15 protein-coding genes are annotated in these 22,280 nt (G+C 74.0%); 8 read left to right on the top strand and 7 right to left on the bottom strand.

What is annotated here, in order from left to right:
- Positions 1-61 precede the first annotated feature (61 nt).
- The 6 genes from BUE44_RS03010 (at position 62) to BUE44_RS02985 (ending at position 8,230) form a co-directional block, all read left to right on the top strand.
- Positions 62-817, top strand: coding sequence for a GNAT family N-acetyltransferase (locus BUE44_RS03010; protein ID WP_073493468.1), 756 nt, complete (start codon positions 62-64; stop codon positions 815-817).
- Entirely contained in the window at positions 799-1,623 is an 825-nt protein-coding gene (locus BUE44_RS03005) for a nucleotidyltransferase domain-containing protein (RefSeq protein ID WP_073493245.1), read from the top strand. The genes BUE44_RS03010 and BUE44_RS03005 overlap by 19 nt, the downstream gene beginning before the upstream one ends.
- Before the next feature lie 32 nt (positions 1,624-1,655).
- Positions 1,656-2,327 carry a spermidine synthase family protein gene (locus BUE44_RS03000; RefSeq protein WP_073493243.1) on the top strand — a complete coding sequence of 224 codons (672 nt, stop codon included), beginning with the start codon at positions 1,656-1,658 and terminating at the stop codon, positions 2,325-2,327.
- 71 nt (positions 2,328-2,398) lie between these two features.
- Positions 2,399-3,112 (top strand): response regulator transcription factor, encoded by a 714-nt coding sequence (locus tag BUE44_RS02995; protein WP_235001872.1) that lies wholly within the window; start codon positions 2,399-2,401, stop codon positions 3,110-3,112.
- Between the two features lie 5 nt (positions 3,113-3,117).
- The gene (locus BUE44_RS02990) at positions 3,118-4,182 is read left to right on the top strand and encodes a HAMP domain-containing sensor histidine kinase (protein WP_079189418.1); all 1,065 of its coding nucleotides are present in this window, start codon (positions 3,118-3,120) and stop codon (positions 4,180-4,182) included.
- A 217-nt stretch (positions 4,183-4,399) separates the two neighbouring features.
- Entirely contained in the window at positions 4,400-8,230 is a 3,831-nt protein-coding gene (locus BUE44_RS02985; RefSeq protein ID WP_073493237.1) for a multifunctional oxoglutarate decarboxylase/oxoglutarate dehydrogenase thiamine pyrophosphate-binding subunit/dihydrolipoyllysine-residue succinyltransferase subunit, read from the top strand.
- 79 nt (positions 8,231-8,309) lie between these two features.
- Here the strand turns inward: BUE44_RS02985 and fxsT are convergent, their stop codons facing one another.
- From fxsT to BUE44_RS02950, 7 genes are all read right to left on the bottom strand, one after another.
- Positions 8,310-11,315 carry an FxSxx-COOH system tetratricopeptide repeat protein gene (fxsT, locus tag BUE44_RS02980; RefSeq protein WP_073493235.1) on the bottom strand — a complete coding sequence of 1,002 codons (3,006 nt, stop codon included), beginning with the start codon at positions 11,313-11,315 and terminating at the stop codon, positions 8,310-8,312.
- Positions 11,316-11,488: 173 nt separating this feature from the next.
- On the bottom strand, positions 11,489-12,847 hold the full coding sequence (locus tag BUE44_RS02975) for an aKG-HExxH-type peptide beta-hydroxylase (protein WP_235001871.1): 1,359 nt from the start codon (positions 12,845-12,847) through the stop codon (positions 11,489-11,491).
- The gene (locus BUE44_RS02970; RefSeq protein ID WP_073493233.1) at positions 12,844-14,037 is read right to left on the bottom strand and encodes an FxsB family cyclophane-forming radical SAM/SPASM peptide maturase; all 1,194 of its coding nucleotides are present in this window, start codon (positions 14,035-14,037) and stop codon (positions 12,844-12,846) included. Before BUE44_RS02970 ends, BUE44_RS02975 begins: the two co-directional genes overlap by 4 nt.
- A gap of 156 nt (positions 14,038-14,193) precedes the next feature.
- Positions 14,194-14,364: an FxSxx-COOH cyclophane-containing RiPP peptide gene (gene fxsA / locus BUE44_RS02965; protein ID WP_073493230.1), complete on the bottom strand. Its 171-nt coding sequence runs from the start codon at positions 14,362-14,364 to the stop codon at positions 14,194-14,196.
- Positions 14,365-14,378: 14 nt separating this feature from the next.
- The gene (locus BUE44_RS02960) at positions 14,379-17,717 is read right to left on the bottom strand and encodes an SAV_2336 N-terminal domain-related protein (RefSeq protein ID WP_079189417.1); all 3,339 of its coding nucleotides are present in this window, start codon (positions 17,715-17,717) and stop codon (positions 14,379-14,381) included.
- 7 nt (positions 17,718-17,724) lie between these two features.
- Entirely contained in the window at positions 17,725-18,738 is a 1,014-nt protein-coding gene (locus BUE44_RS02955; protein ID WP_073493228.1) for an AAA family ATPase, read from the bottom strand.
- 30 nt (positions 18,739-18,768) lie between these two features.
- Positions 18,769-20,772 carry a VMAP-C domain-containing protein gene (locus BUE44_RS02950; protein WP_073493226.1) on the bottom strand — a complete coding sequence of 668 codons (2,004 nt, stop codon included), beginning with the start codon at positions 20,770-20,772 and terminating at the stop codon, positions 18,769-18,771.
- Between the two features lie 217 nt (positions 20,773-20,989).
- Between BUE44_RS02950 and BUE44_RS02945 the strand changes: the two genes are divergently transcribed.
- Both BUE44_RS02945 and BUE44_RS02940 read left to right on the top strand, forming a co-directional pair.
- A complete protein-coding gene (locus BUE44_RS02945; protein ID WP_073493224.1) occupies positions 20,990-21,169 on the top strand; it encodes a DUF6104 family protein in 180 nt (59 codons plus the stop codon).
- A 276-nt stretch (positions 21,170-21,445) separates the two neighbouring features.
- The gene (locus BUE44_RS02940) at positions 21,446-22,279 is read left to right on the top strand and encodes a DUF4097 family beta strand repeat-containing protein (protein WP_073493222.1); all 834 of its coding nucleotides are present in this window, start codon (positions 21,446-21,448) and stop codon (positions 22,277-22,279) included.
- Position 22,280 lies beyond the last annotated feature (1 nt).

Below are 22,280 nucleotides of genomic sequence, written 5' to 3'. Positions count from 1 at the left end.
ACGTAACGTCGGGAAGGTGACCGAGGATGACGAAAAGCTGCTGGCCGCGTACGACGCGCAGATGCGCGGGGTGCCGTCGGTGCGGCCCGCGGGGACGCGCTACGAGAAGGACGGGACGCTGGTGCGGATCGTCGGGCAGTTCCGCGGGTTCGTGACGGCGCCGCGGGACGTCGGGGTGCGGGGCGCCGAGCTGGACGCGCTGATCGCCCGGCAGCGGGACTACTTCGCCGCCCGCGGCGAGGCCGTCGAGTGGAAGGTGCGCGGCCACGACATGCCCGCCGACCTGCCCGAACGGCTGCGCGCGGCCGGATTCGGCGCCGAGGAGCAGGAGACCGTGCTCGTCGGCGGCGCCGCCGAACTGGCCGGGGCCACCGCGGGCCGGCCGCTGCCCGACGGCGTCACCGTGCGGCAGACCACCGCGCCGGCTGACCTTCGGGGCGTCGGCGCCATGCTCAGCACCGTGTGGGGCATGGACATGCGCTGGCTCGGCGACGACCTGGCGGCCAGGATCGAGGCGGCGCCGGACCAGATCGCCGTCCTCGTGGCGGAGGCCGGCGGCGGGATCGTTTCGGCAGCCTGGCTGGTCCACCGCCCCGGCACGCAGTTCGCCGGCCTGTGGGGCGGCTCCACCCTGGCCGAGCACCGCGGCCGCGGCATTTACCACGCCCTCGTCGCCGCCCGCGCCCGGCTCGCCGCCGACCGCGGCGTCACCTACCTCCAGGTCGACGCCTCCGACGACAGCGCGCCCATCCTGCGGCGGCTCGGCTTCCGCGCCCTGACGACGACCACGCCGTACGTATGGACGCCCCCCTCATGAGGCCGGGGCTCGCCCCGGACGGCACGATCGCCCGCGAGGGGGCGCTGTCGAAGGTCCCCGCCGCCTACGCGCGGCTGCTGGACGAGACGCGGGACCGCGTCCGCGCCGCCTTTCCGGCCGAGCGGCTGCACAGCGCGTACGTCTACGGCAGCATCCCGCGGGGCACGGCTCGCGCCGGGCGGTCCGACCTCGATCTGCTGGTCGTGCTGCGGGAGCCGCCGTCCGCCGTGGACCGCGCCGCGGCGGACCGCGTCGAGGCCGCCCTCGACGCGGACTTCGACGTCATCGACGGGGTCGGGCTGCTGCTCTCCGATGTCGGCACCCTGCTCAGCGAGCTGGAGCGGTTCGACCTGGGGTTCTTCGTGGCGTGCCTGTGCACGCCGCTGCTGGGCGAGGACCTGGCGGGCGCGCTGCCGAGGTACGTCCCGGACGACCTGCTGGCCAGGGAGACCAACGGGGACCTCGGGCCGGCACTGGCCCGGTGGCGGGAGCGGGCCGCCGCGGCCCGTACGGACGCCGAGCGGTCGGCGCTGTGCCGGGTCGCGGCCCGGCGGATCGTACGGACGGGCTTCACCCTGGTCATGCCGCGGTGGGGCGGGTGGACGAGCGACCTCGCCCTCCAGGCGGAGGTCTTCGCCACCTATCACCCCGCCCGGGGCGCGGACATGCGACGGGCCGCCGTCTGGGCCCGCACCCCCACCGCCGCCCCGGCGTCCCTCACCCTGCTCCTCACGGACCTCGCCCCCTGGCTGGTGTCGACCTACCTCGCCGTCCACGGCCCGAAGACCCCCCGTCCGGCGGCGTGAGACGTCACGCGCACGCGCCCTAAAATGGGCCGATGTTCGCGCAAGACGACGCGCCGGTCGTGCTGGACCGGCAGGACGGACCGGCCGGGGAGGTCGTGCTGCGCCGGCGGGGGCGCGAGTACGAGATCATCGCCAACGGCTGCTTCCTGATGGACACCTCCGACGGCAGGTCGGAAAGGCTCCTGGTGGACGCCGCGCGCGAGGCGCTGGGCAGGGACAGGCCCAGCGTCCTGCTCGGCGGCCTGGGCGTCGGCTTCTCGCTGGCGCGGGCCGCGGCCACCGGGTGGGGGCGGATCGTCGTGGTGGAGCGGGAGGCCGCGGTCGTGGGGTGGCACCGCGCGGGGCCGCTGGCGGCGTATTCGGCGGGCGCCCTGGAGGATCCGCGGGTGACGCTCGTCGAGGACGACCTGCTGGCGCACCTGCGGGCGGGCAGCGCGGCCTACGACGCGTTGTGCCTGGACATCGACAACGGGCCGGACTGGACAGTGACCGAGAACAACGGCAGTCTCTACAGTCCCAGCGGCCTCGACGCCTGCCGGAACCGGCTCACGCCGGGCGGCGTCCTCGCAGTGTGGTCGGCGCAGCCGTCGGCCGCCTTCGAGGCGGCACTGCGGTCCGCGGGATTCGAACGGGTGCACACCCTTGAGGTCTCGGTGATCCGCGGGGTGCCGGATGTCGTGCACCTGGCGCACCGGGCGCCGTAAGGCGCGATGGTCGCGCCGGCGGCCCGCCCCGTACGCTGCCGGGTATTCCAGAACGATTTTATGGGGCGGAATTGGACGGCACGCAGACGACGGGCGCTCAGCGCCGGGTGCTGGTGGTCGAGGACGACCAGACGATAACGCAGGCCATCGCGGCGCGGCTGCAGGCCGAGGGCTTCGCGGTACGGACCGCGGGCGACGGCCCCGCGGCGGTGGAGGCCGCGCACTCGTGGTCGCCCGACCTGCTGGTCCTCGACGTGATGCTGCCCGGCTACGACGGTCTCGAAGTGTGCCGCAGGGTGCAGGCGGACCGCCCGGTGCCGGTGCTGATGCTGACCGCCAGGGACGACGAGACCGACATGCTGGTCGGCCTCGGCGTCGGCGCGGACGACTACATGACCAAGCCGTTCTCCATGCGGGAGCTGGCCGCCCGGGTGCACGTGCTGCTGCGCAGGGTGGAGCGGGCCGCGACGGCCGCGCACAACCCGCGGGGCGCCGCGATCCAGCTCGGCGACCTGGAGATCGACCACGCCCAGCGGCGGGTCAGGGTCGGCGGCGCCGACGTGCACCTGACGCCGACCGAGTTCGAGCTGCTGGTGTGCCTGGCGCAGCAGCCCAGGGCGGTGCTCTCCCGCGAGCAGCTGCTGGCCGAGGTGTGGGACTGGGCGGACGCGTCCGGCACCAGGACCGTGGACAGCCACGTGAAGGCGCTGCGCCGCAAGATCGGCGCGGACCGTATCCGTACCGTGCACGGCGTCGGGTACGCACTGGAGATGCCCGCCAAGTGAGGCGCATGTGGCGGTGGGTGTGGGCGGCGCTGCGGCCGTGGGATCCGTACCGGTCGATCAAGGCCGCGCTGCAGGCGCTGGTGCTGGTGTCGGTGCTGATCACCACGGGTCTGGTGATCCTGGCGATCCACTCGGCGACCGAGCTGCGGGTGATCACCATCTTCTCGGCGATCGCCTCGCTGCTGATCACCCAGATCGTGGCGAACGGCCTGACGGCGCCGCTGCGCGAGATGACGGCGGTCGCCAGGGCCATGGCGGGCGGCGACTACAGCCGCCGGGTGACGCGGGTGCGCAGGGACGAGGTCGGCGAGCTGGCCGAGACCTTCAACCGGATGGCCGCCGACCTGGCCGCCGCCGACCGGCACCGCAAGGAGCTGGTGGCGAACGTCTCACATGAGCTGCGCACCCCGATCGCGGCGCTGCGCGCGGTGCTGGAGAACGTGGTGGACGGGGTGTCGGCCGCCGACCCCGAGACGATGCGGATCGCGCTCCAGCAGACCGAGCGGCTGGGCAAGCTGGTCAGCCAGCTGCTCGACCTGTCGCGGCTGGACAGCGGGGCCGCGCGGCTGGACGCCAAGCGGTTCGAGGTGTGGCCGTACCTGTCGGCGGTGCTGAAGACGGCGAGCCTGGGCATGGGCACCGGCGGCGGGTCGCGCTCCCGTGCGCGGGCCGACGTCCCGCTGCACCTGGACGTCTCGCCGCTGGAGCTGACGGCCTACGCCGACGGCGAACGGCTGCACCAGGTGGTGGCCAACCTGGTCGACAACGCCGTCAAGCACAGTCCCCCGGGCGGCCGGGTGACCGTACGAGCACGGGGCGGCGCGGCGCCCGGCAGCCTGGAGCTGGACGTGGTCGACGAGGGCCCGGGCATCCCCGCGGCCGACCGCGTACGGGTCTTCGAGCGCTTCCACCGCGGGTCCCACCCGGGCGGTGACGGCGGTACGGGGCTCGGGCTGGCGATCGCCCGCTGGGCGGTGGACCTGCACGGCGGACGAATAGAAGTGGCCGAATCCCCTCGCGGCTGCCGGATCCACGTCACCCTTCCGGGTGCGGCCCCGGCCGCGCCTTGACGCTGAGTGCCCGCCGGGTGCCAGTTCCGTGACGACGACTTCCGGCCGGAGAACCCTCAAGAGGGACCAATTTCCCGCCAGGAACCGCCGCGAAACCCGACTTCGGGTGTGACTTGCGCGACGACTGGGACCCGGGCCTGCGGCGGAGGCCCTGGTAGGCGTAGCCTTTATTTCCGCTGTCCACCATCTTGTGAAGCGGAAGAGGGCGGTTACCGCCGTGTCGCCACAGTCCCCCAATAGCTCTAGTGTCACGACCGACCACGAAGCGCAGGGCGAAGGCCCCGCAGCGGGTTTCGGCCCGAACGAGTGGCTTGTCGATGAGATCTACCAGCAGTACCTCCAGGACCCGAACTCGGTAGACCGAGCCTGGTGGGACTTCTTCGCCGACTACAAGCCGGACGGCTCCGCCGCCACGGCGGCCCCCGCGGGCCAGGGCGGGGCGTCGGGGGCCGCGGCGCGCGCGACCTCCGCACCGGTGAATTCCGGCCAGCCCGCCCCCGTGGCACCCGCGGCCACCATCCCGGCGCCGCCCGCCCCGGCGGCCCCGGCTCCCGCGCCGGCTCCGGCGGCTCCCGCACCGGCCGCCCCCGCGGCGCCGGCAGCTCCGGCTCCCGCCGCGCAGGCGCCGGCTCCCGCCGCCAAGGCCCCCGCCGCGAAGGCCCCCGCCGAGGCCGCCGAGGCCGGGCCCGAGTTCGTGCCGCTGCGCGGCCCGGCCGCCGCCGTGGCCAAGAACATGAGCGCCTCACTCGAACTGCCGACCGCCACCTCAGTGCGGGCCGTTCCGGTGAAGCTGCTGTTCGACAACCGCATCGTCATCAACAACCACCTCAAGCGCGCCCGGGGCGGGAAGGTCTCCTTCACCCACCTCATCGGCTACGCCATGGTGCAGGCGCTCAAGGCGATGCCGTCGATGAACCACTCCTTCGCGCTGAAGGACGGCAAGCCGACGCTGGTCAAGCCCGAGCACGTCAACCTGGGCCTGGCCATCGACCTGGTGAAGGCCAACGGCGACCGCCAGCTGGTCGTCGCGGCCATCAAGAAGGCCGAGACGCTGAACTTCTTCGAGTTCTGGCAGGCCTACGAGGACATCGTCCGCCGGGCCAGGTCCGGCAAGCTCACCATGGACGACTTCCAAGGCGTCACCGCCTCGCTGACCAACCCCGGCGGGCTCGGCACCGTCCACTCGGTGCCGCGGCTGATGCCCGGGCAGAGCATGATCCTCGGCGTCGGCTCCATGGACTACCCGGCGGAATTCCAGGGCACCTCGCAGGACACCCTGAACAAGCTCGGCATCTCCAAGGTCATGACGCTGACCAGCACCTACGACCACCGGGTGATCCAGGGCGCTGCCTCCGGCGAGTTCCTGCGGATCATGAACCAGCTGCTGCTCGGCGAGAACGACTTCTTCGACGACATCTTCGCCGCGCTGCGCATCCCGTACGAGCCGGTCCGGTGGCGCACCGACATCGACACCGCGCACGACGACGACGTCACCAAGGCCGCCCGGGTCTTCGAGCTGATCCACTCCTACCGGGTACGCGGCCACGTCATGGCCGACACCGACCCGCTGGAGTACCGCCAGCGCAAGCACCCCGACCTGGACGTGCTGGAGCACGGGCTCACCCTGTGGGACCTGGAGCGGGAGTTCGCGGTCGGCGGTTTCGCCGGCAAGTCGCTGATGAAGCTGCGCGACATCCTCGGCGTGCTGCGCGACTCGTACTGCCGGACCGTCGGCGTGGAGTTCATGCACATCCAGGACCCCAAGCAGCGCAAGTGGATCCAGGACCGCATCGAGCGCCCGCACGCCAAGCCCGAGCGCGAGGAGCAGCTGCGCATCCTGCGCCGCCTCAACGCGGCCGAGGCCTTCGAGACCTTCCTGCAGACGAAGTACGTCGGCCAGAAGCGCTTCTCGCTGGAGGGCGGCGAGTCCGTCATCCCGCTGCTCGACGCGGTCATCGACGCGGCGGCCGAGTCCCGGCTCGACGAGGCCGTGATCGGCATGGCCCACCGCGGCCGGCTCAACGTGCTGGCGAACATCGTCGGCAAGTCGTACGCCCAGATCTTCCGCGAGTTCGAGGGCAACCTCGACCCGAAGTCGATGCACGGCTCCGGCGACGTCAAGTACCACCTGGGCGCGCAGGGCACCTTCACCGGCCTGGACGGCGAGCAGATCACCGTCTCGCTGGCGGCGAACCCCTCGCACCTCGAAGCGGTCGACCCGGTGCTTGAGGGCATCGCGCGCGCCAAGCAGGACATCATCAACAAGGCCGGCACGGACTTCACCGTCCTGCCGATCGCGCTGCACGGCGACGCGGCCTTCGCGGGCCAGGGCGTCGTCGCCGAGACGCTGAACATGTCGCAGCTGCGCGGCTACCGCACCGGCGGCACCGTGCACGTGGTGATCAACAACCAGGTCGGCTTCACCGCCGCCCCGGAGTCCGCGCGCTCCTCGATGTACGCCACCGACGTGGCCCGCATGATCGAGGCGCCGATCTTCCACGTCAACGGCGACGACCCGGAGGCCGTGGTCCGGGTGGCCAGGCTGGCCTTCGAATACCGGCAGGCGTTCAACAAGGACGTCGTGATCGACCTGATCTGCTACCGCCGCCGCGGGCACAACGAGTCGGACAACCCGGCCTTCACCCAGCCGCTGATGTACGACCTGATCGACAAGAAGCGCTCGGTGCGCAAGCTCTACACCGAGTCGCTGATCGGCCGCGGCGACATCACCCTGGAAGAGGCCGAGCAGGCCCTGCAGGACTACCAGGGCCAGCTGGAGAAGGTCTTCACCGAGGTCCGCGAGGCCACCGCGGCACCCGTCGAGCACGAGGCGTCCGGCTCCCAGTCGGAATTCCCCGTCGCCGTGCCGACCGCGGTGTCCGCCGAGGTCGTCAAGCGGATCGCCGCCTCCCAGGTCAACATCCCCGAGCACGTCACCGTCCACCCGCGGCTGCTGCCGCAGCTCCAGCGCCGGGCGGCGATGGTCGAGGACGGCACGATCGACTGGGGCATGGGCGAGACGCTGGCCATCGGTTCGCTGCTGCTGGAGGGCACCACCGTCCGGCTGGCCGGCCAGGACTCCCGCCGCGGCACCTTCGGCCAGCGGCACGCGGTGCTCATCGACCGGGAGACCGGCGAGGACTACACCCCGCTGCTCTACCTGGCCGAGGACCAGGCCCGCTACAACGTCTACGACTCGCTGCTCAGCGAGTACGCGGCGATGGGCTTCGAGTACGGCTACTCGCTGGCCCGCCCGGACGCGCTGGTGATGTGGGAGGCGCAGTTCGGCGACTTCGTCAACGGCGCGGCCACCATCGTCGACGAGTTCATCTCCTCGGCCGAGCAGAAGTGGGGCCAGACCTCCGGCGTCACGCTGCTGCTGCCGCACGGCTACGAGGGCCAGGGCCCGGACCACTCCTCGGCCCGTATCGAGCGCTTCCTCCAGCTGTGCGCGCAGAACAACATGACGGTGGCGGTGCCGACCACCCCGGCGAACTACTTCCACCTGCTGCGCTGGCAGGTCCACAACCCGCACCACAAGCCGCTGATCGTCTTCACCCCGAAGTCGATGCTCCGGCTCAAGGCGGCGGCGTCCAAGGCCGAGGACTTCACCAACGGCAGCTTCCAGCCGGTCATCGCCGACCACTCGGTCGAGGCCGACGCGGTCCGCAAGGTCGTCTTCTGCTCCGGCAAGGTCTACTACGACCTGGTCGCCGAGCGGGAGCGCCGCGGCGCCGGCGACGTGGCCTTCATCCGCGTCGAGCGGCTGTACCCGCTGCCCGGCGTGGAGATCCAGGCGGCCGTCGCGCCGTACACCAAGGCGCAGAAGTTCGTCTGGGCGCAGGACGAGCCCGCCAACCAGGGCGCCTGGCCGTTCATCGCCCTGAACCTGATCGACCACCTCGACCTGCTGCTCGGCGCGGCTCCCGACAACGCGGACCGGCTCCGCCGCGTCTCCCGCCCGGCCTCCTCCTCCCCCGCCGTCGGCTCCGCCAAGCGGCACCAGGCACAGCAGGAGGAGCTGATCAACGAGGTCTTCGAGATCTGACGGCTTCGCACCTCGCACGACGGCGGGTGGCCCGTACCTCTCCGGTACGGGCCACCCGCCGTTCGCGGTGCGGGCCCCGTCAGGGGGCGATCGGCTCGAAGTCCCAGTGCGGGCGGGTGCGGGAGCGGGCCTCGACGGTGTGGGGGTGCTGGGGGCCGAGGGTGGCGGCCAGCGTGGCGAGGGCCTCCTCCTCGATCTTGTCGGCCTCCGGGCGCTTGCGGAGGTTGCGCAGGTCGGTGGCCAGGGCGATACGGCAGGACAGGGTCAGCGGGTGCTCCCTGCCCAGGGTGGCGGTGGCGCGCTCCGCGGTGGCGCGGCTCAGGTCGGCGGCGCTCTCCGGGTCGCCCGCGAAGTTGCGGGCCCCTGAGGCGTTCAGCGCGCAGCCCAGGGTCCAGGGGTGGTCCTCGCCGACCGCGCGGGTCATGGCGGCCAGGGAGCTCTCGATCTCGATCTGCGACTGCTGGCGCTCGCCGGCGGCCCGCAGGATCAGGCCGTGGTTGCCGAGCACGCCCGCGGTGTACGGGTGGTCGTCGCCGAACTGCCTGCGGTATTCGGACAGCGCGAACTCGCCCAGTTCGCGGGCCCGGTCGAGGTCGCCGTGCTGGCGCTCGAAGCTGGAGAAGGTCACCGCGACGCGCACGGTCAGCGAGTCGAGGTCGCCGAGCACCCGCTGGCAGCGCTCCAGCAGCCTGGCCTGGAGGTTCGCCGCCTGCGGGCGGTCGCCGCCGCGGTGATAGCACAGCGCGAGGTTGTGCTCGGCGCGCAGCGTCTGCGGGTTGTCGGCGCCCAGGACGGTCCTGTGGACCTCGCAGTTGCGCTCCTGGACGGAGGTGGCCTGCTCGTAGCGGCCCAGCAGCCGCAGGTCGTGGCTGAAGACGTACTCCGACGACAGCGTCCAGTTGTGGCGGTCGCGCAGCAGCTCGCGGCGGGCCTCCATGGTGACCTGGTCCAGCTCCATCGCGTCCCGGTAGCGGCCGAGCAGCCGGTAGGTGACGGCGATGTTGTGCTGGGCGCTGAGGGTGCGGGAGTCCTGGGGGCCGACCAGTTCGGCGTAGCCGTCACGGACGAACTGCGAGAGGTCGAGTGCCTCGTCGTAGCGGCCGAGGTTGCGCAGGTCGGCGGCGAGGCTGCCGCCGGCCCGCATGACCAGCAGGTCGCGGTCGCCGCGGTCGGCGCGCAACTGCTCGTAGGCCGAGCGGTCGAGGGCTTCGGTCGCCCGGTAGTCGCCGATGGCGCGCATCAGGTTGGCGCGGTGGTGGATCAGGTCCCACAGCCGGGGGTGTCCCGCGTCCAGCAGCCGCGGCCAGTGCTCGGCGGCGGCGACCGCGATCTCCAGGCCCGCGCGGTACTCCCCGGACAGGTAGAGGTAGCGCAGGCAGTTGAGCACCATGACCTGGATCTCGGGGTTGGTGCTCTCCAGCGCCCCCGACGACGCCAGGTGCGGCACGATCTCGGCGTAGCGCGGCCACAGCCGGGTGTCGCTGGGGCGGCCGGGGTCGGCGGCGGCGAGGATCTTGCGTACCACCCGGGAGTAGGTGTTCAGCTCCTCCTCGGGCATGTCGGCGCGGACCGCCTGGTAGACCAGCCGGTGCATCTGGACGACCTCGGTGGAGCCGACGGACTCCTCGGCCGTGGTCTCCTGCGGGTCGGACTGGATGACGGACCACTGGGCGAGCTTGCTGATGGCGGAGTTCCACAGCAGCGGGTCGTCCATCAGTCCGGCGAGCTGCTCGGGCACGTCGCGGATCGGCAGGTCGCGCAGCAGGCGTACCGGGATGGGCCCCGGCGCGAAGAAGACGCACAGCCGCAGCAGGTCGACGGCTTCAGGCTTGTCCTCGCGGAGCCGGTTGAGCAGTATCGAGAAGGCGGTGTAGTACGTCATCTGGAAGTCGGCGGCGACCTTGAGGCCGGGCTCGATGTCGGCCCCGTGCCGCAGCAGTTCGATGTACTCGTCCACGGGCGTGTTGGAGTCGTTGAGCGCCCCGGCGTTCTGGTCCAGGGCCAGTGCCAGGTCGCCGAGCGCCTCGGCCAGCTTGTCGGCGTCGGCCTCGTCGAGGCGCGGCGCGCGGCGGCGTACGAAGGCGACGGACTCGACGCGGTCGTAGACCGGGACCTCGATCAGGACGCTGTTGTGCTCGCCCCACTCGCGGTTCTGCGAGGTGATCAGGACGTGCCCGGGGCCGTTGGGCACCAGGTCGTGGATGTCGTCGGGCTGGTCGGCGCCGTCGAGGATCACCAGCCAGCGCCCGTACGGCTCGCCGCGGCGCAGGGCGTCGCGCACCGCGCGCAGCCGCTCGCCGTACTCGCGCCCGGTGACCAGGCCGAGCGCCGGGGCGAGCCCGGCGAGCTTCTCGCGCAGGGTGCCGCGCTCGGCGGCGCGCACCCACCACACCACGTCGTACTCCGGCAGGAAGCGGTAGACGTACTCGGTCGCGATGTGCGTCTTGCCGACCCCCGACAGGCCGAACAGCGTCACGACGCCCGCGCCCGGCTCGGCCTGCTGGAACTGCTGGTGCATCTCGCCCAGCAGTTCCTCGCGGCCGGTGAAGCGGGTGTTGCGGCGCGGCATGCCGCCCCACACGTCGGGCTGCTCCAGGGGGAAGCGGGGCCCGCCGCCACCGCCGAGGGTCTCGCCGGAGTTGCCGCGCGAGGGGGTGATGCCGAGCCTGCCCAGCAGCCGGCGCTCGGCCTCGGCGGCGCCCAGCCCCCACAGGTCGGCGGCGGCGAGCGAGGCGACGGCGCTGGGCAGCGCGGCCGGGGTCACCGAGACGGCGGCGAAGCGCTCGCTGTTGGGCGGCACGATCCGGCGCAGCGCGGCGTTCCACTCCTCGTGGGTGCGCGGGCCGAGGCGGAAATACCACTCCGAGAGCACGATCAGCACCCGGCCCTCGGACAGCAGCAGGTCTTGGAGGTCGTCGTCGATGCGGCTCTCGGGGGTGATCTCCAGCCGCTGGAGCACCACCTGGACGCCGTATCTCTCCAGCCGGCTGGCGATCCATGAGGCCCAGGCCCTGTTGTAGCCAGCGAAGCTGATGGTCACCGGGCCGCGTGCGATTGCCGCCGCCGTGCTGCGCCCTCCGGCCATTCGACCGTCTCCCTCGTCTGCGTGCGGTGTCCTGACGGACCAACAGGTCGCCTGTGCCAGAACTCTACTGATTGATCCCCCGGTGACGTGCCCTCACGCGCGCATGTGACGACTTCCGACCGGGCTTGTCCGCGGCCGCACCCCCGCCCGCGTCCTCACCCCCGCCCGCGTCCTCACCCCTGCCCGCGGCGCCACATGGCGCGGGCGGTCTCCACGTAGGCGGCGGCCCGCGCCAGGTGGCCGTCGGGTGGCGCGTGGGACTTGAGCCGGGCCTGGTGCGCCGCCATCGCGGTGACCAGGGTGCGGCCCTGCGGGGTGAGGCAGTTGGAGCCGAGCAGCTGCGGAAGGGCGACGTCGACCTGCTGGCGGCACCGGCAGTGGTCGGCCCAGGCGGCGTCCCTGACGGCGGGCGCGGCCCCGCCGAGCGCGACGCGCAGGTGGAAGTCGGCCAGCGCGACATGCGCGTAGGCCCCCTGGAAGAGGCCGTCGAAAGGGCGCGGGTCGGGGCGCCAGGGCGCCCAGTAGCGCGGGCTGCCGTCCGCGGTGTGCAGCACGGTCACCGCGGACAGCGCGAACAGCTTGGCGTGCTGCAGCTCGTGCACGAGGGTCGCGGCCAGTTCGAGCCCGCTGCGCGGCGTGCTGCTCAGCAGGGCGCCGAAGGCGTCGCCGCGGGTGGCGCTGTACTGCGCGGTGGCGGAGTCGGCCAGCGGCACGAAGCAGCCGAGCAGCGCGCCCGTCTCCCGGGTGCGCCCGGCGCCGCCGAGCCGCGTCCAGGGCTGGGCGTCCTGCCAGGCGGTGCGCCAGCGGGCGTGCTGGCTTGGGTCCAGAGCGCCGGAGACGGGCAGTCCGTAGGGACCGGTCCGGCGCTCCTCGCGGTAGGGGTCGACGTCGTCGATCAGCACCGGCGGCCCGCCGTCGGCCCGCAGCGCCCTGATGGGCCGCCACCCGGCCGCCGCCGAGCGCCACGTCCCGTCGGGCCCGCGCCGGACCTCGACCTTGCGCGCCGGGGCGCCGCCGCCCGCCGGCAGGTGCAGCCACAGCGTCCCGCCCTCGCCGGCGACCCGCACCGCGATGACGCCGGGGCCTACCGCGCAGGCACCGACCGTGGGCAGGGTCAGCAGGCCGCCGCGCGCGGTGACGTCGGCGGTGAAGCGCAGGCCCGCGCGGGCCGCGGCGGCCGCCGCGAGGGCGCCGAGGTGGGCGAGCGTCTCCGCGGGCGGCAGCTGCGGGTCGGGCACGGTGAGGGCGCGCAGCGCGCGGTCCGCCCACGCCCCGGTCATCGGGTAGTGGACGACCCGGTGGGCGGCGGCCGGGTCGGCGCGTTCCGCCGCGGCCAGCAGTCGCCAGTCCGCCAGCGCCCGGGCGGCGGCGGCCGGGGGCAGCACGGAGGGCGGCGCCTCGGCGACGGCGTCCAGCAGCGCGCGCAGCACGAGCAGCCGGCGGCGGCGCTGCTGGGTGACCAGCAGGTCCAGTGCGCGGGCGTCGCCCCCGGTGCCGCCGAGGGCACGGAGCATGTCGTCGGTCACGGTCACCTGGCCCGCTCCCCCGGCGAGGGTCCGGCACCCGCCGCCGTGGCGAGCCGGGAGGCGATGTGGCGGATCAGGTACGCCAGGTCGGCGCAGTAGACGGACCGGTTGCGGAAGCCGGCGCCCGCCAGGTAGCGGTGCGCGTAGTGGCCGCCGCCGCAGACCGTGACCAGCGCGCAGGCCACGCACTCGGCGCCGAGCGCGGCCAGCCCCGCCTGGCGGGCGGCGACGCCGGGGTGGGCGAGGACCTGGTCGAAGCTGTGCCGGAAGACGTCCAGGCCGGTGGCGGCGGCGCCCTCGTAGGCGGATTTCAGCGAGTCGACCTGCTCGATGCTGCCGTCGGTCTCGACGACGGCGGCGGTGAAGGGCTGCAGCCCGAGGCGTTCGGTGGCCGCGGGCACGCCGAGCAGCAGCGCGATGCACTCCTCGAACAGCCGCACCCTGGTCTCCCGGCGGTCCGCCCGCCACCAGCGGTCGAAGACGGCGGTCAGCCAGCGGCCGTACGGCGCCGGGTCCGCGGGCGGCGCGGGCAGTCCCGGCGGCGGTACCGTCCAGTTGCCGTGCGGCAGCAGCAGGTCGATCGCGGGCGGCGCGAAGGCCAGCAGCGAGTCGTAGACCTCGACGGGGTCGTGCCGCAGGTCCACCACGCACAGCACGCCCGCGTAGGCCTCGGGCGCGCTGGCGGCGAGCAGCCGCAGCCCGGCCGCGGCGGCGGGCCACCCGGGGCGGCCCGCGTGGTCGACCCGGGCCGCGTTGTGCCCGGGGCGGCCGCCGTCGAGGCTGACGCCGATCCGTATACGCGCGTCGCGCAGCCGGGCGACGCGGTCCCGGGTGAGCAGGGTGGCGTTGGTCTGCACGGCGGCGTGCACGGTGCACGGGACGGTCCGCCGGAGCCGGTCGACGTCGGCGGCCAGCCGGTCGGCGCCGGCCAGCAGGGGCTCGCCGCCGTGCAGGACGACGGCGACCTCGCGCAGCCGGTGGGCGGACACGTGTTCGGCGATGCGGTAAGCGGTGCGCTCGGCGACAGGGCCTGCGACGGTACGGGGGCGGTGGCGCCAGCCGTCGTCCTGGCCGGCGTACAGGTAGCAATACGTGCACGCGAGGTTGCACCGGCTGTGCGTCTTGAGTATGAACTGCCGTATGGGCTCTGCGCTCCGCGCGGTGTGCTGCTCCTGCGGCTGCCGCTGCTGGGCCACATCGCCTCCCCGTGTCCGGGGCCGCCCCGTCCTCCTTCGCGGTTTTCCCGCCGCGCAACCCCCTGCAAACGCCCGGCGTTCGATTTGGCCGTAACCGTGCCCCGCCGCGCCCCGACGCCCGGGGCGGGGCGCTCCCCGGCGGGAAAGGCGACCGGCCTACATCGAGTTGTCGAAGCCCCAGAGAGCCTCGCCGCCGGTGGCGGCGACCCGCTCCCGCAGGTCGCTCAACAGCGCGGCAAGCACCGGGTGTTCGACCGTCCGCAGGCTCTCCAGGTCCAGGGTCAGTACGTCGGGCGCGGTCGCGCCGCCGTGCGGCTCTGCTTCCATCACGGACCTCCGTGTCAGGGTGCGGCGAGCGCGGCCAGGCGCTCGGCGGTGTGGCGGCCGGCTTCGCCGTCCTCGTCCGGGAGTTGGCGCCAGCCGGCCAGCGCCGCGCGGTAGGCCTCGGCCGCGGCACGTTTGCGGTGGGCGGAGGTGTAGACCTCGCCACGCCAATGATGCGCCTGTGCGGCGAGCCGCACCATGGGGCGCCGGTCGAAGGCGCGGGCGGCGGCGGTGTCCGCGGCGTCCGCCGCGCGCCGGTAGGCGTCGGCCGCGCGGTCGAGGCGTTCCGCGCGCTGGGTGTGGTGGTATCCGAGCCGGTGCACCTCCCCCAGCTCGTAGGAGATCCTGGCGATCTGCGCGGGGTCGACCGCGGGCTGCACGGCCCGGCCCAGGACGTGTTCGGCCTCGCGCAGGTCGACCAGGTCGCCTTCCGCGGTGTAGCGCAGCACCAGGGCGCGGCCGAGCATCAGCAGCCGGGCGGGCAGCCGGGGGTCGTCGGTGGGCGTCTCCATCCGGCAGTCGCGAAGGACCAGGACCGCCCGGTTGACGAACATCTCGCCGCCGGGAAGCGCGGCCCGGTCGAGCAGCGCGGCCCCCCATTCGGCGACGAGGTCGCTGTATTCGGGGCGGTCGCGCGGGGTGAGGCGGCAGGCCTCCGCGAACCGCCCGGCGGCGGCCTCCAGTTCACCGGGCGGGCCGCCCTCGGCGTGCCGGGCCGCCCTGATCCGGCCGGCCCTGGCGAGGATGGCGGCGCGCTGCAGCCGGTCGCGGGTCTCGCCGAGCGCGCGGTCCACCAGCCGCTGGGCCTCGGCCGTCCGGCCGCCCACCACCAGCAGCGCGTCGACCAGGGCGAGGGTCGCGGCGACCACCTGCTCGTGGGCGGCGTCCTCGCGTTGCAGACCGTCGAGGCCGGCTTCGAAGGACGCGGCGGCCTGCTGCGCGCAGACCTGCTGGCGCTCCCGGTCGGGGGCGGCGCCGGCCAGCCGGAGCAGGGCGCGGCCGTGGGCGAGTGCGAGCTGGCTGGGGCGGTCGTCGCCCGGCGGCCAGGCGTCCGCGAAGGCTTCGAGCGAGCCGACGGTCTCTTCGAGCAGCACGGTCTCGCCGCTGATGAGCCACTGGTCCTCCAGGATCTGGACCCGCTCCAGGGTGGCGGCGAGCAGCTCGCGGCGTTCGAGGCCGGGCGAGGCGCAGACGGCGGTCAGTTCGCGGTCGGCGCGGCGCAGCAGCTCCAGCGCGCCGCGGGTGTCGCCGACCGCGGACCGGTCGTCGGCGGAGGCGCGCAGCACCCCGGCCCGCACCGCGCGGGCCTTGACCGACCCGGGGTGGGCGGCGGCGGTCTCCGCGGCGTCCTGGGCCTCGCGCAGCAGGCCGACGCCGCCGCGCAGCCGCCACAACCTGATGAGCTGCTCGGCGAGTTCGCTCCACAGCTCGGGGTCGGTGCCGTGCCGGAATTCCTCGGAGGCGGCGCGGCGCAGCAGTTGCACGGCCTCCATCAGGTTCTGCACCATGCCCTCGTCGCGGAATCTGGCCACGAGCTCCCTGGCCCGCAGGACCACGGACGAGGTGCCGCCCGCCCCGCCGGGCCGCACGCCGCCGCGGACGGCACCGGGGCCGCCGGGTCCTGACAGCGGCACGAAGCGCTCCAGGACCCGGGCGGCGACCTCGGCGAAGGGCTGCTGGGAGTCGACGCCGGCGGCGGAGCCCTCCGCGCGGGCGGTGTCCCTGGCGGCGGAGGCGACGGCCGCGTCGGCGACCGCGTCGCTGGGGCCGTCGGAGAGCTGGTTGATGGCCAGCGCGGGGAAGTTGGGGCCGCTGCGGCCGAAGCGCTGCTCGACGTACTCGGAGCAGTGCTTGAGCACCAGGCGGGCCTCGTCGATGCCGAGCGGCCCGAGCAGCACGTCCCGCACGCCGGGCGCGAATTCGTACCACCGGTGGTCGTTGCCCTCGGCCTTGACCACCAGTCCGCTGAGCAGCACTTCGGCCAGTTCCGCGGGGCCCGAGTCGGGCAGCATGGTGCGCTGGACGAGCTGCATGACGGGCAGGAAGAGCGGCGCGGCCGACAGGTAGACGGCGAGCTGGGCCGCGGCGGGCGAGGCGGCCGAGCGGAAGCGGCCGACCAGGGCGTTGGGCGGTGCGGCCGCCCGGCGCGGGCGGGCGGGGCTCGGCGGCTGGTCGGAGCGCACCCAGCCGACGGCGGCCGGCACCTCGCCGGCGCCGAGGCCGGCCAGCAGCCGCGCCCAGGCGCCCAGCGCCTGCGCGGTGGGCGGCAGTACGGGCACCGGCAGCGCGTCGCCCGCGGGCGGGGTGGTGAAGCCGCCGGCGCCGGCCGAGAAGCGCAGCGGCGAGGCGGGCAGCGGGCCGTCGGCCCGGTGCAGCACCCCGTAGGAGACCGGCAGCCGGGTGCGCGACCACAGCCGGGCGGGCAGCGGTTGCAGGACGGCCACCGGGCCGTGCCCGGCGAGCCGGTGCAGCAGCCGGTGCGCCTGGCCCGAGCGCCACAGCGGCCCGGCGCAGTCGCTGACCAGCAGGGTGATACGGCGGCCCGTGGGGTCGATCAGCTGGTCGGCGGAGCGCAGCGCGGACGGTTCCGGGTCGAAGCGGCCGCTGACGGCGGGGGCGCCCTCGGGGGTGGCGTGCAGATGGCGGACCTGCACCTCGTGGAAGGCGCCGAGGCGTTCGAAGACGCCGCCCAGCTCGCGCAGCATCAGCTCCCACACGTACATCGAGGAGGAGGCGTCCATCAGCAACTGCATGACGGCGTTGCCGCGGCCGACCGGGCGGAAGACCGGCAGCAGCAGCCCGCCGGCCAGGGCGGAGCGCTCGGCGGTGGCGGATTCGTCCAGGACTTCCCGCAGCGGCCGGGCGGGGCTGCGGTAGCGCTGCAACGGGCGCAGCGCCGACTGGAGTTCGAGCAGCCGCGGCAGGGCGGTGGCCTCGGGCACCGCGACGGTGAGGCCGGCGGCGCCCGCCGGGCCGCGGCCGGGCTCGGCCACCCCGGGGTAGAGGTCGACCATGCCGCCGTCGTCCGGGTCGGGCGGCACCAGGCGCTTGCCGCGCCCGTCGGTGCCGTCCGCGGGGACCTGCGGCAGGTCGCCGGGGTCGCCGCCCTGGCCGCCGCCGCTTTCGGGGGCGGGAGTGCTCGGCAGGCCCACCGGTTGCGGTTCCGGGGCGGTCGGTGTCGACCAGCGGGCCAGCCAGAGGGCGTCGGCCAGTTCGCCGGTGCCGGTTTCGAGCCCGGCGCCGCTCAGCCTGCCGACGAATTCGGCCAGCGGGTCGGGTGCGGCCCGCCGCCCGGTGGCGTCCTCGGTGGGCGGCCCCGCCTGCTGCTCGGGTCTGCGGTTCGGCTCGGCGTCCACAGCCGCCTCACCTGGGCCGGTCGAGCCGTTGGATGAGCATGTCCGCGAGTCGGGAACGGGTGGGCGGCGCGGCGTGGTGGGTGAGGTAGATCGCGTTGAGCAGCTGGTCGGTGGCCAGCAACTCGCTGCGGGAGCGGTCCAGGAAGCGGGCGACCAGGTCCTCGCCGAGGGAGGCCGCCTCGTCGCCGAGGTGGGCGCGCACCACTGTGGACAGCCGCTGGTGGTCGGGGCGGTCCAGCTCCAGGTGGATGCAGCGGCGCAGCAGCGGCGCGGGGAAGTCGCGCTCGCCGTTGCTGGTGAGGATCACGAAGGGGAAGGCCCGGCAGCGGACCCTGCCCTCCCTGACGGTGACCTTCGCGCCGTCGTCGGTGAGGACGTCGACCTGCGGTTCGCGCTCCGCGAGGCGTTCGAGTTCGGGAATGCCGTACTCGCCCTCCTCCATCACGTTCAGCAGGTCGTTGGGCAGGTCGATGTCGCTCTTGTCCAGCTCGTCGATGAGCAGCACCCGGGGCTTGGCGGTGGGCAGCAGCGCGGTGCCGAGCGGGCCGAGCCGGATGTAGCTGCCGATGCCGCCGGGCGGGGCGGTGCCGGAGTGGGCGGCGATCTGGTTGTCCTGGAGCCGGGCGATGGCGTCGTAGCGGTAGAGCCCGTCCTGCAGGGTGCTGCGGCTGACGATCGGCCAGTGCAGCACCCGGCCCAGCCCCAGCTCGTAGGCCACCGCGTGCGCCAGCGTGCTCTTTCCGGCGCCGGGGCTGCCGGTGACCAGCAGCGGGCGGCGCAGATACAGCGCCGCGTTGACCATCTCCAGCTCCTCCGGGTTGGGCCGGTGCATTTCGGCCATGTGCCGGTAGGCGCCGAGCCTGCGGGCCGAGGAGCTGTCGGGTCCGGGTCCCGCCGCGACCAGGGGGCCGCCGTCGAAGTCCCGCCAGGGCGGCGGCTCGGGCAGCCCGTCGACTCGGGTGTGGGGTTCCCCGGTGCCGCGGTAGATGAGCCAGTCGCCGGACGGGCCGGACTCGGTCATGTCACTCACCTCGATACCTCGCATCCCTGGTCAAGGGGTCTCCAGCGGCTCGTCGGTCCCGGGCAGCGGCCGGGTCGGATCGTCGTAGAAGAGCATGAGTCCCGAGGCCCAGAACTTCTCCGGCACCCCGTCGTCCACCTCGGCCCGCAGTTCCACGAGCAGCCGCGGCAGCCGGCCGGCCGACCTGGCGTCGCGCACCGCCCTGCCCATGCCGCGGTGGAAGTCCGCGCAGACCGACTCCTGGGCGACCGGCCGGCGGCGCCACAGGGCGACGCTGTAGCCGCCGCGGACGATACGGTCCAGCGCCTCGGGTGCGGTGGCGGCACTGCGGCACAGCGCCGGCAGGGTGTCGCGGGGCCGGGCGCGCAGGTCGGCCTCGTCGGGCAGCGGGCACGCGGCGCCCTCGTCGCAGTCCAGGATGTGCGTACGGGGCGGCTGCTCGTGCAGGGTGCGCCAGCGGGCGGCACGCTCGTCGGCCTCCGGCCGGTCCTCGTCCGGCATGTCGGTACGCCGGATCACCACCGGCCGGTCGGCCTCGATGCCGAGCAGCCGGACGTCGGAGAAGCGGCCCACCAGTGCGCCTGGCACGGCGAGTTGGATGACGGCGAGGGTGCCGGGGCCGTCGCAGCGGCGGAAGACCTCGCGCAGCGGCTCGCGCAGCCTGGGAGCCAGCGCCTCCAGGTCGGTGCCCGGGTCGAACTGCTCCTCCACGCACTCCACTTCGCCGCTGCGCGGCACCACGCTCACCCGCCAGTCGTAGCGGCCGGGTTCCCAGCCGCGCGGCGAGATCTGCAACAGGGCCTCGGTGCCGTGCTGTTCGGCCGGCACCCGGTCGGCGCCCGGGGCGGCCCGCACCCGCAGCCGGCTCCTGCGCTCGTCGACCAGCGTGCGGCGGAAGAGCTTGCCGAGGGTGTCCTCGGCGTCGGCGGCGGTCTGCTGGGCCCACTCCCACAGCGTGCGCTCCGCCGACTCGTCGGCGGCGGTGACCCGGTCGGCGGTGGCGGCGTGCACCGCGTACCGCAGCACCGCCTCCAGCTCGGCGGTGCCGCGCCGCAGGTCGTAGAGCAGCCCGAGGCCGTCGCGCCAGCCGCGCGGGGCGACCGTCAGGCCCTGGGCAGGACCGCCGCGGACCGCCTCGACGACGCCCTTGAGGCTGTTCGCGTCGACCGGTGGCGGCAGCTCGGCCAGCAGCCCGAGCAGCCGGGTGCGCTGGCCGGGGGTCAGGGCGCGGCCGGCGCAGGCGCCGATCTCGCTGTGCGCGTCGGTCCAGGTGCCGCCGTCGTCGCGGACGAAGGCGTGCCGGTCGGCGTGGTAGAGGTCGTGCGCGGTCATCACCCGGTGGTAGAGGTCGAGCGACGGGTCCGCCGGGTCGCCCGCGGGCAGCCGGCGTAACTGCTGGATGCCGACGGCCTGGCCGCCGTCCTGCCCGCGCCTGCGGGCCTTGAGCACCCCGATGACCTCGCCGCGCACCAGGTCGACCACCGGCCCGCCGGACACGCCGTGCGGCATCTCGTCCTCATTGCCGAGCTTGAGGACGCCGCCGATGCCGACCTGGCCGCTGATGGTGCACCTGCCGTTGTACGACTCCGGTCCCGCCTCGGCCGCGGTGTAGCCGAAGAAGGCGACCTGGTTGGTCGTGTAGGCCTTGGCGGTGCGCTCGGTCAGCCACACGCAGGGGTGGTCGACCGGGTCGAGCAGCCGGATCAGCGCGAGGTCGGGGGCGGGCCAGCTGCCGCCGTCGTGCTCGGCCGGCTGGGCCCACTCGACCACGCCGTCGAGCATGCGGCCGCCCCAGCCGACCGTGACCGCGCGCGCCGCCGGCTGGCCCACACCTGCCGCCCCCTCCGCGTCCTCCGAACTCCGGCACGCCACGTGGGCGCAGGTCAGAACCCAGTTCGGCGCGACGAAGAAGCCGCTGCCGTACAGCGGGTGGCCGGGCGTCGCACCGTGGACGCCGACGGTCGCGTCGCGGACCAGCGGGACGAGGAATTCCGCCGGGTCGATGGGCTCGGGCTCATCGCTCCGCGGCGTCACCCCGCTCCCCCCGCGCCGTCGATCGCACCTGTCGCATCCGTCACAGCGGTCAGCGCACCCATGCCACCCCCCACTGGCCGATCTTCCCCGAAGGCTAGCGCCTGCCGGCGCCTGCACGAGGCCCTTCGGGCAACTCCTATCCTTGTCCAGTCTGTCCCCGTCCTTCGCTGTTCTTCCCCGTCCGGCGACCCTCCCACCCCTGTTTCAGGAGCAGAACTTGTACTTCACCGACCGCGGCATCGAGGAGCTCGCCGACCGGCGCGGAGAGGAGGAGGTCACGCTGGAGTGGCTCGCCGACCGCCTGCGCGAATTCGTGGACCTCAACCCGGATTTCGAGGTCCCGGTGGAGCGCCTGGCGACCTGGCTGGCCCGCCTCGACGACGAGGACGACGCCTGAGCCGCCCAGAGGGCACACCACCAGGGGCGCGGGGTACGGCGCGACAAGCCACGACGCAGCCGCAGGCAGGCAACGCACCGCAAGGGGCAGCCCCCAGGGGCGCGTGGGCACCCCTGGGAAAGCCCGCGGCGGAGCGCCCGGCCGCGAACGGCGCGGCGCCCGTGCCCCGGGTCCTGCCCGGCAGGGCGGTGGCTTGACTTCCCGTGGACGCGATATATCGTGTGTTCTACGAGGACGCGATATACCGCGTTGAGGTCGCGCTCAGGGAGGACCACCGTGGAACGGACCGTGTCGGAACCCGGGAAGTTCGAGTTCGAGGACGCCATAGACACGCTGTGCGTGCGGATCGTCGGGGGCGCCGTCAACGTCGTCGGGATCGACGAGGGGCCGACCCGGATGGAGGTCACCGAGCTGGACGGGCCGCCGCTGAAGGTCGAGCGGGTCGGGTCGGCGCTGACCGTCGCGTACGAGGACCTCAGCTGGAAGGGCCTGCTCAAGTGGCACGACCGCCACGGCTGGCGGCGGCGCGCGGTGATCTCCCTCGCGGTGCCCGCGCACACCTCCGTCGAGGTCGGAGTGGTCGGCGCCGGAGCGGTGATCTCCGGGATCAGCGGGCCCACCGTCGTGCAGGGCGTGAACGGCGACACCACGCTGGTCGGGCTCACCGGCCCGGTGAAGGCCAACACGGTCGCCGGGAACGTCGAGGCCCAGTCAGTGTCGGGCGACCTGCGGGTCAACACCGTCTCCGGCCACCTCACCGTCGTGGAGGGCAGCGGCTCCGAGGTCAGGGCGGACTCGGTCAGCGGCAGCATGGTGCTGGACCTGGACCCGTCGGCCGGCGCCGACGTCCGGCTGACCACCGTGTCCGGCGAGATCGCCATCCGCATCCCGGAGCCGGGCGACGCCGACGTCGACGCCAACACCACCAGCGGCCGCGTGTCCTGCGCCTTCGAGGAGTTGCAGGTCACCGGCCAGTGGGGGGCCAAGCGCATCACCGGCCGGGTCGGCTCCGGCGGGGCCAGGCTGCGGGCGACCACCGTCTCGGGTGCGATCGCCCTGCTGCGCAGGCCACCGCTGGAGGACGCGCCCTCGCTCAGGAAGGACGTCTGAC

Origin of the sequence: Actinacidiphila paucisporea, assembly GCF_900142575.1 — a bacterium.
GTDB classification, from domain to species: Bacteria; Actinomycetota; Actinomycetes; order Streptomycetales; family Streptomycetaceae; genus Actinacidiphila; species Actinacidiphila paucisporea.
Note: the sequence above shows the minus strand (reverse complement) of the source record. Positions and strands in the feature narration are given on the sequence as shown.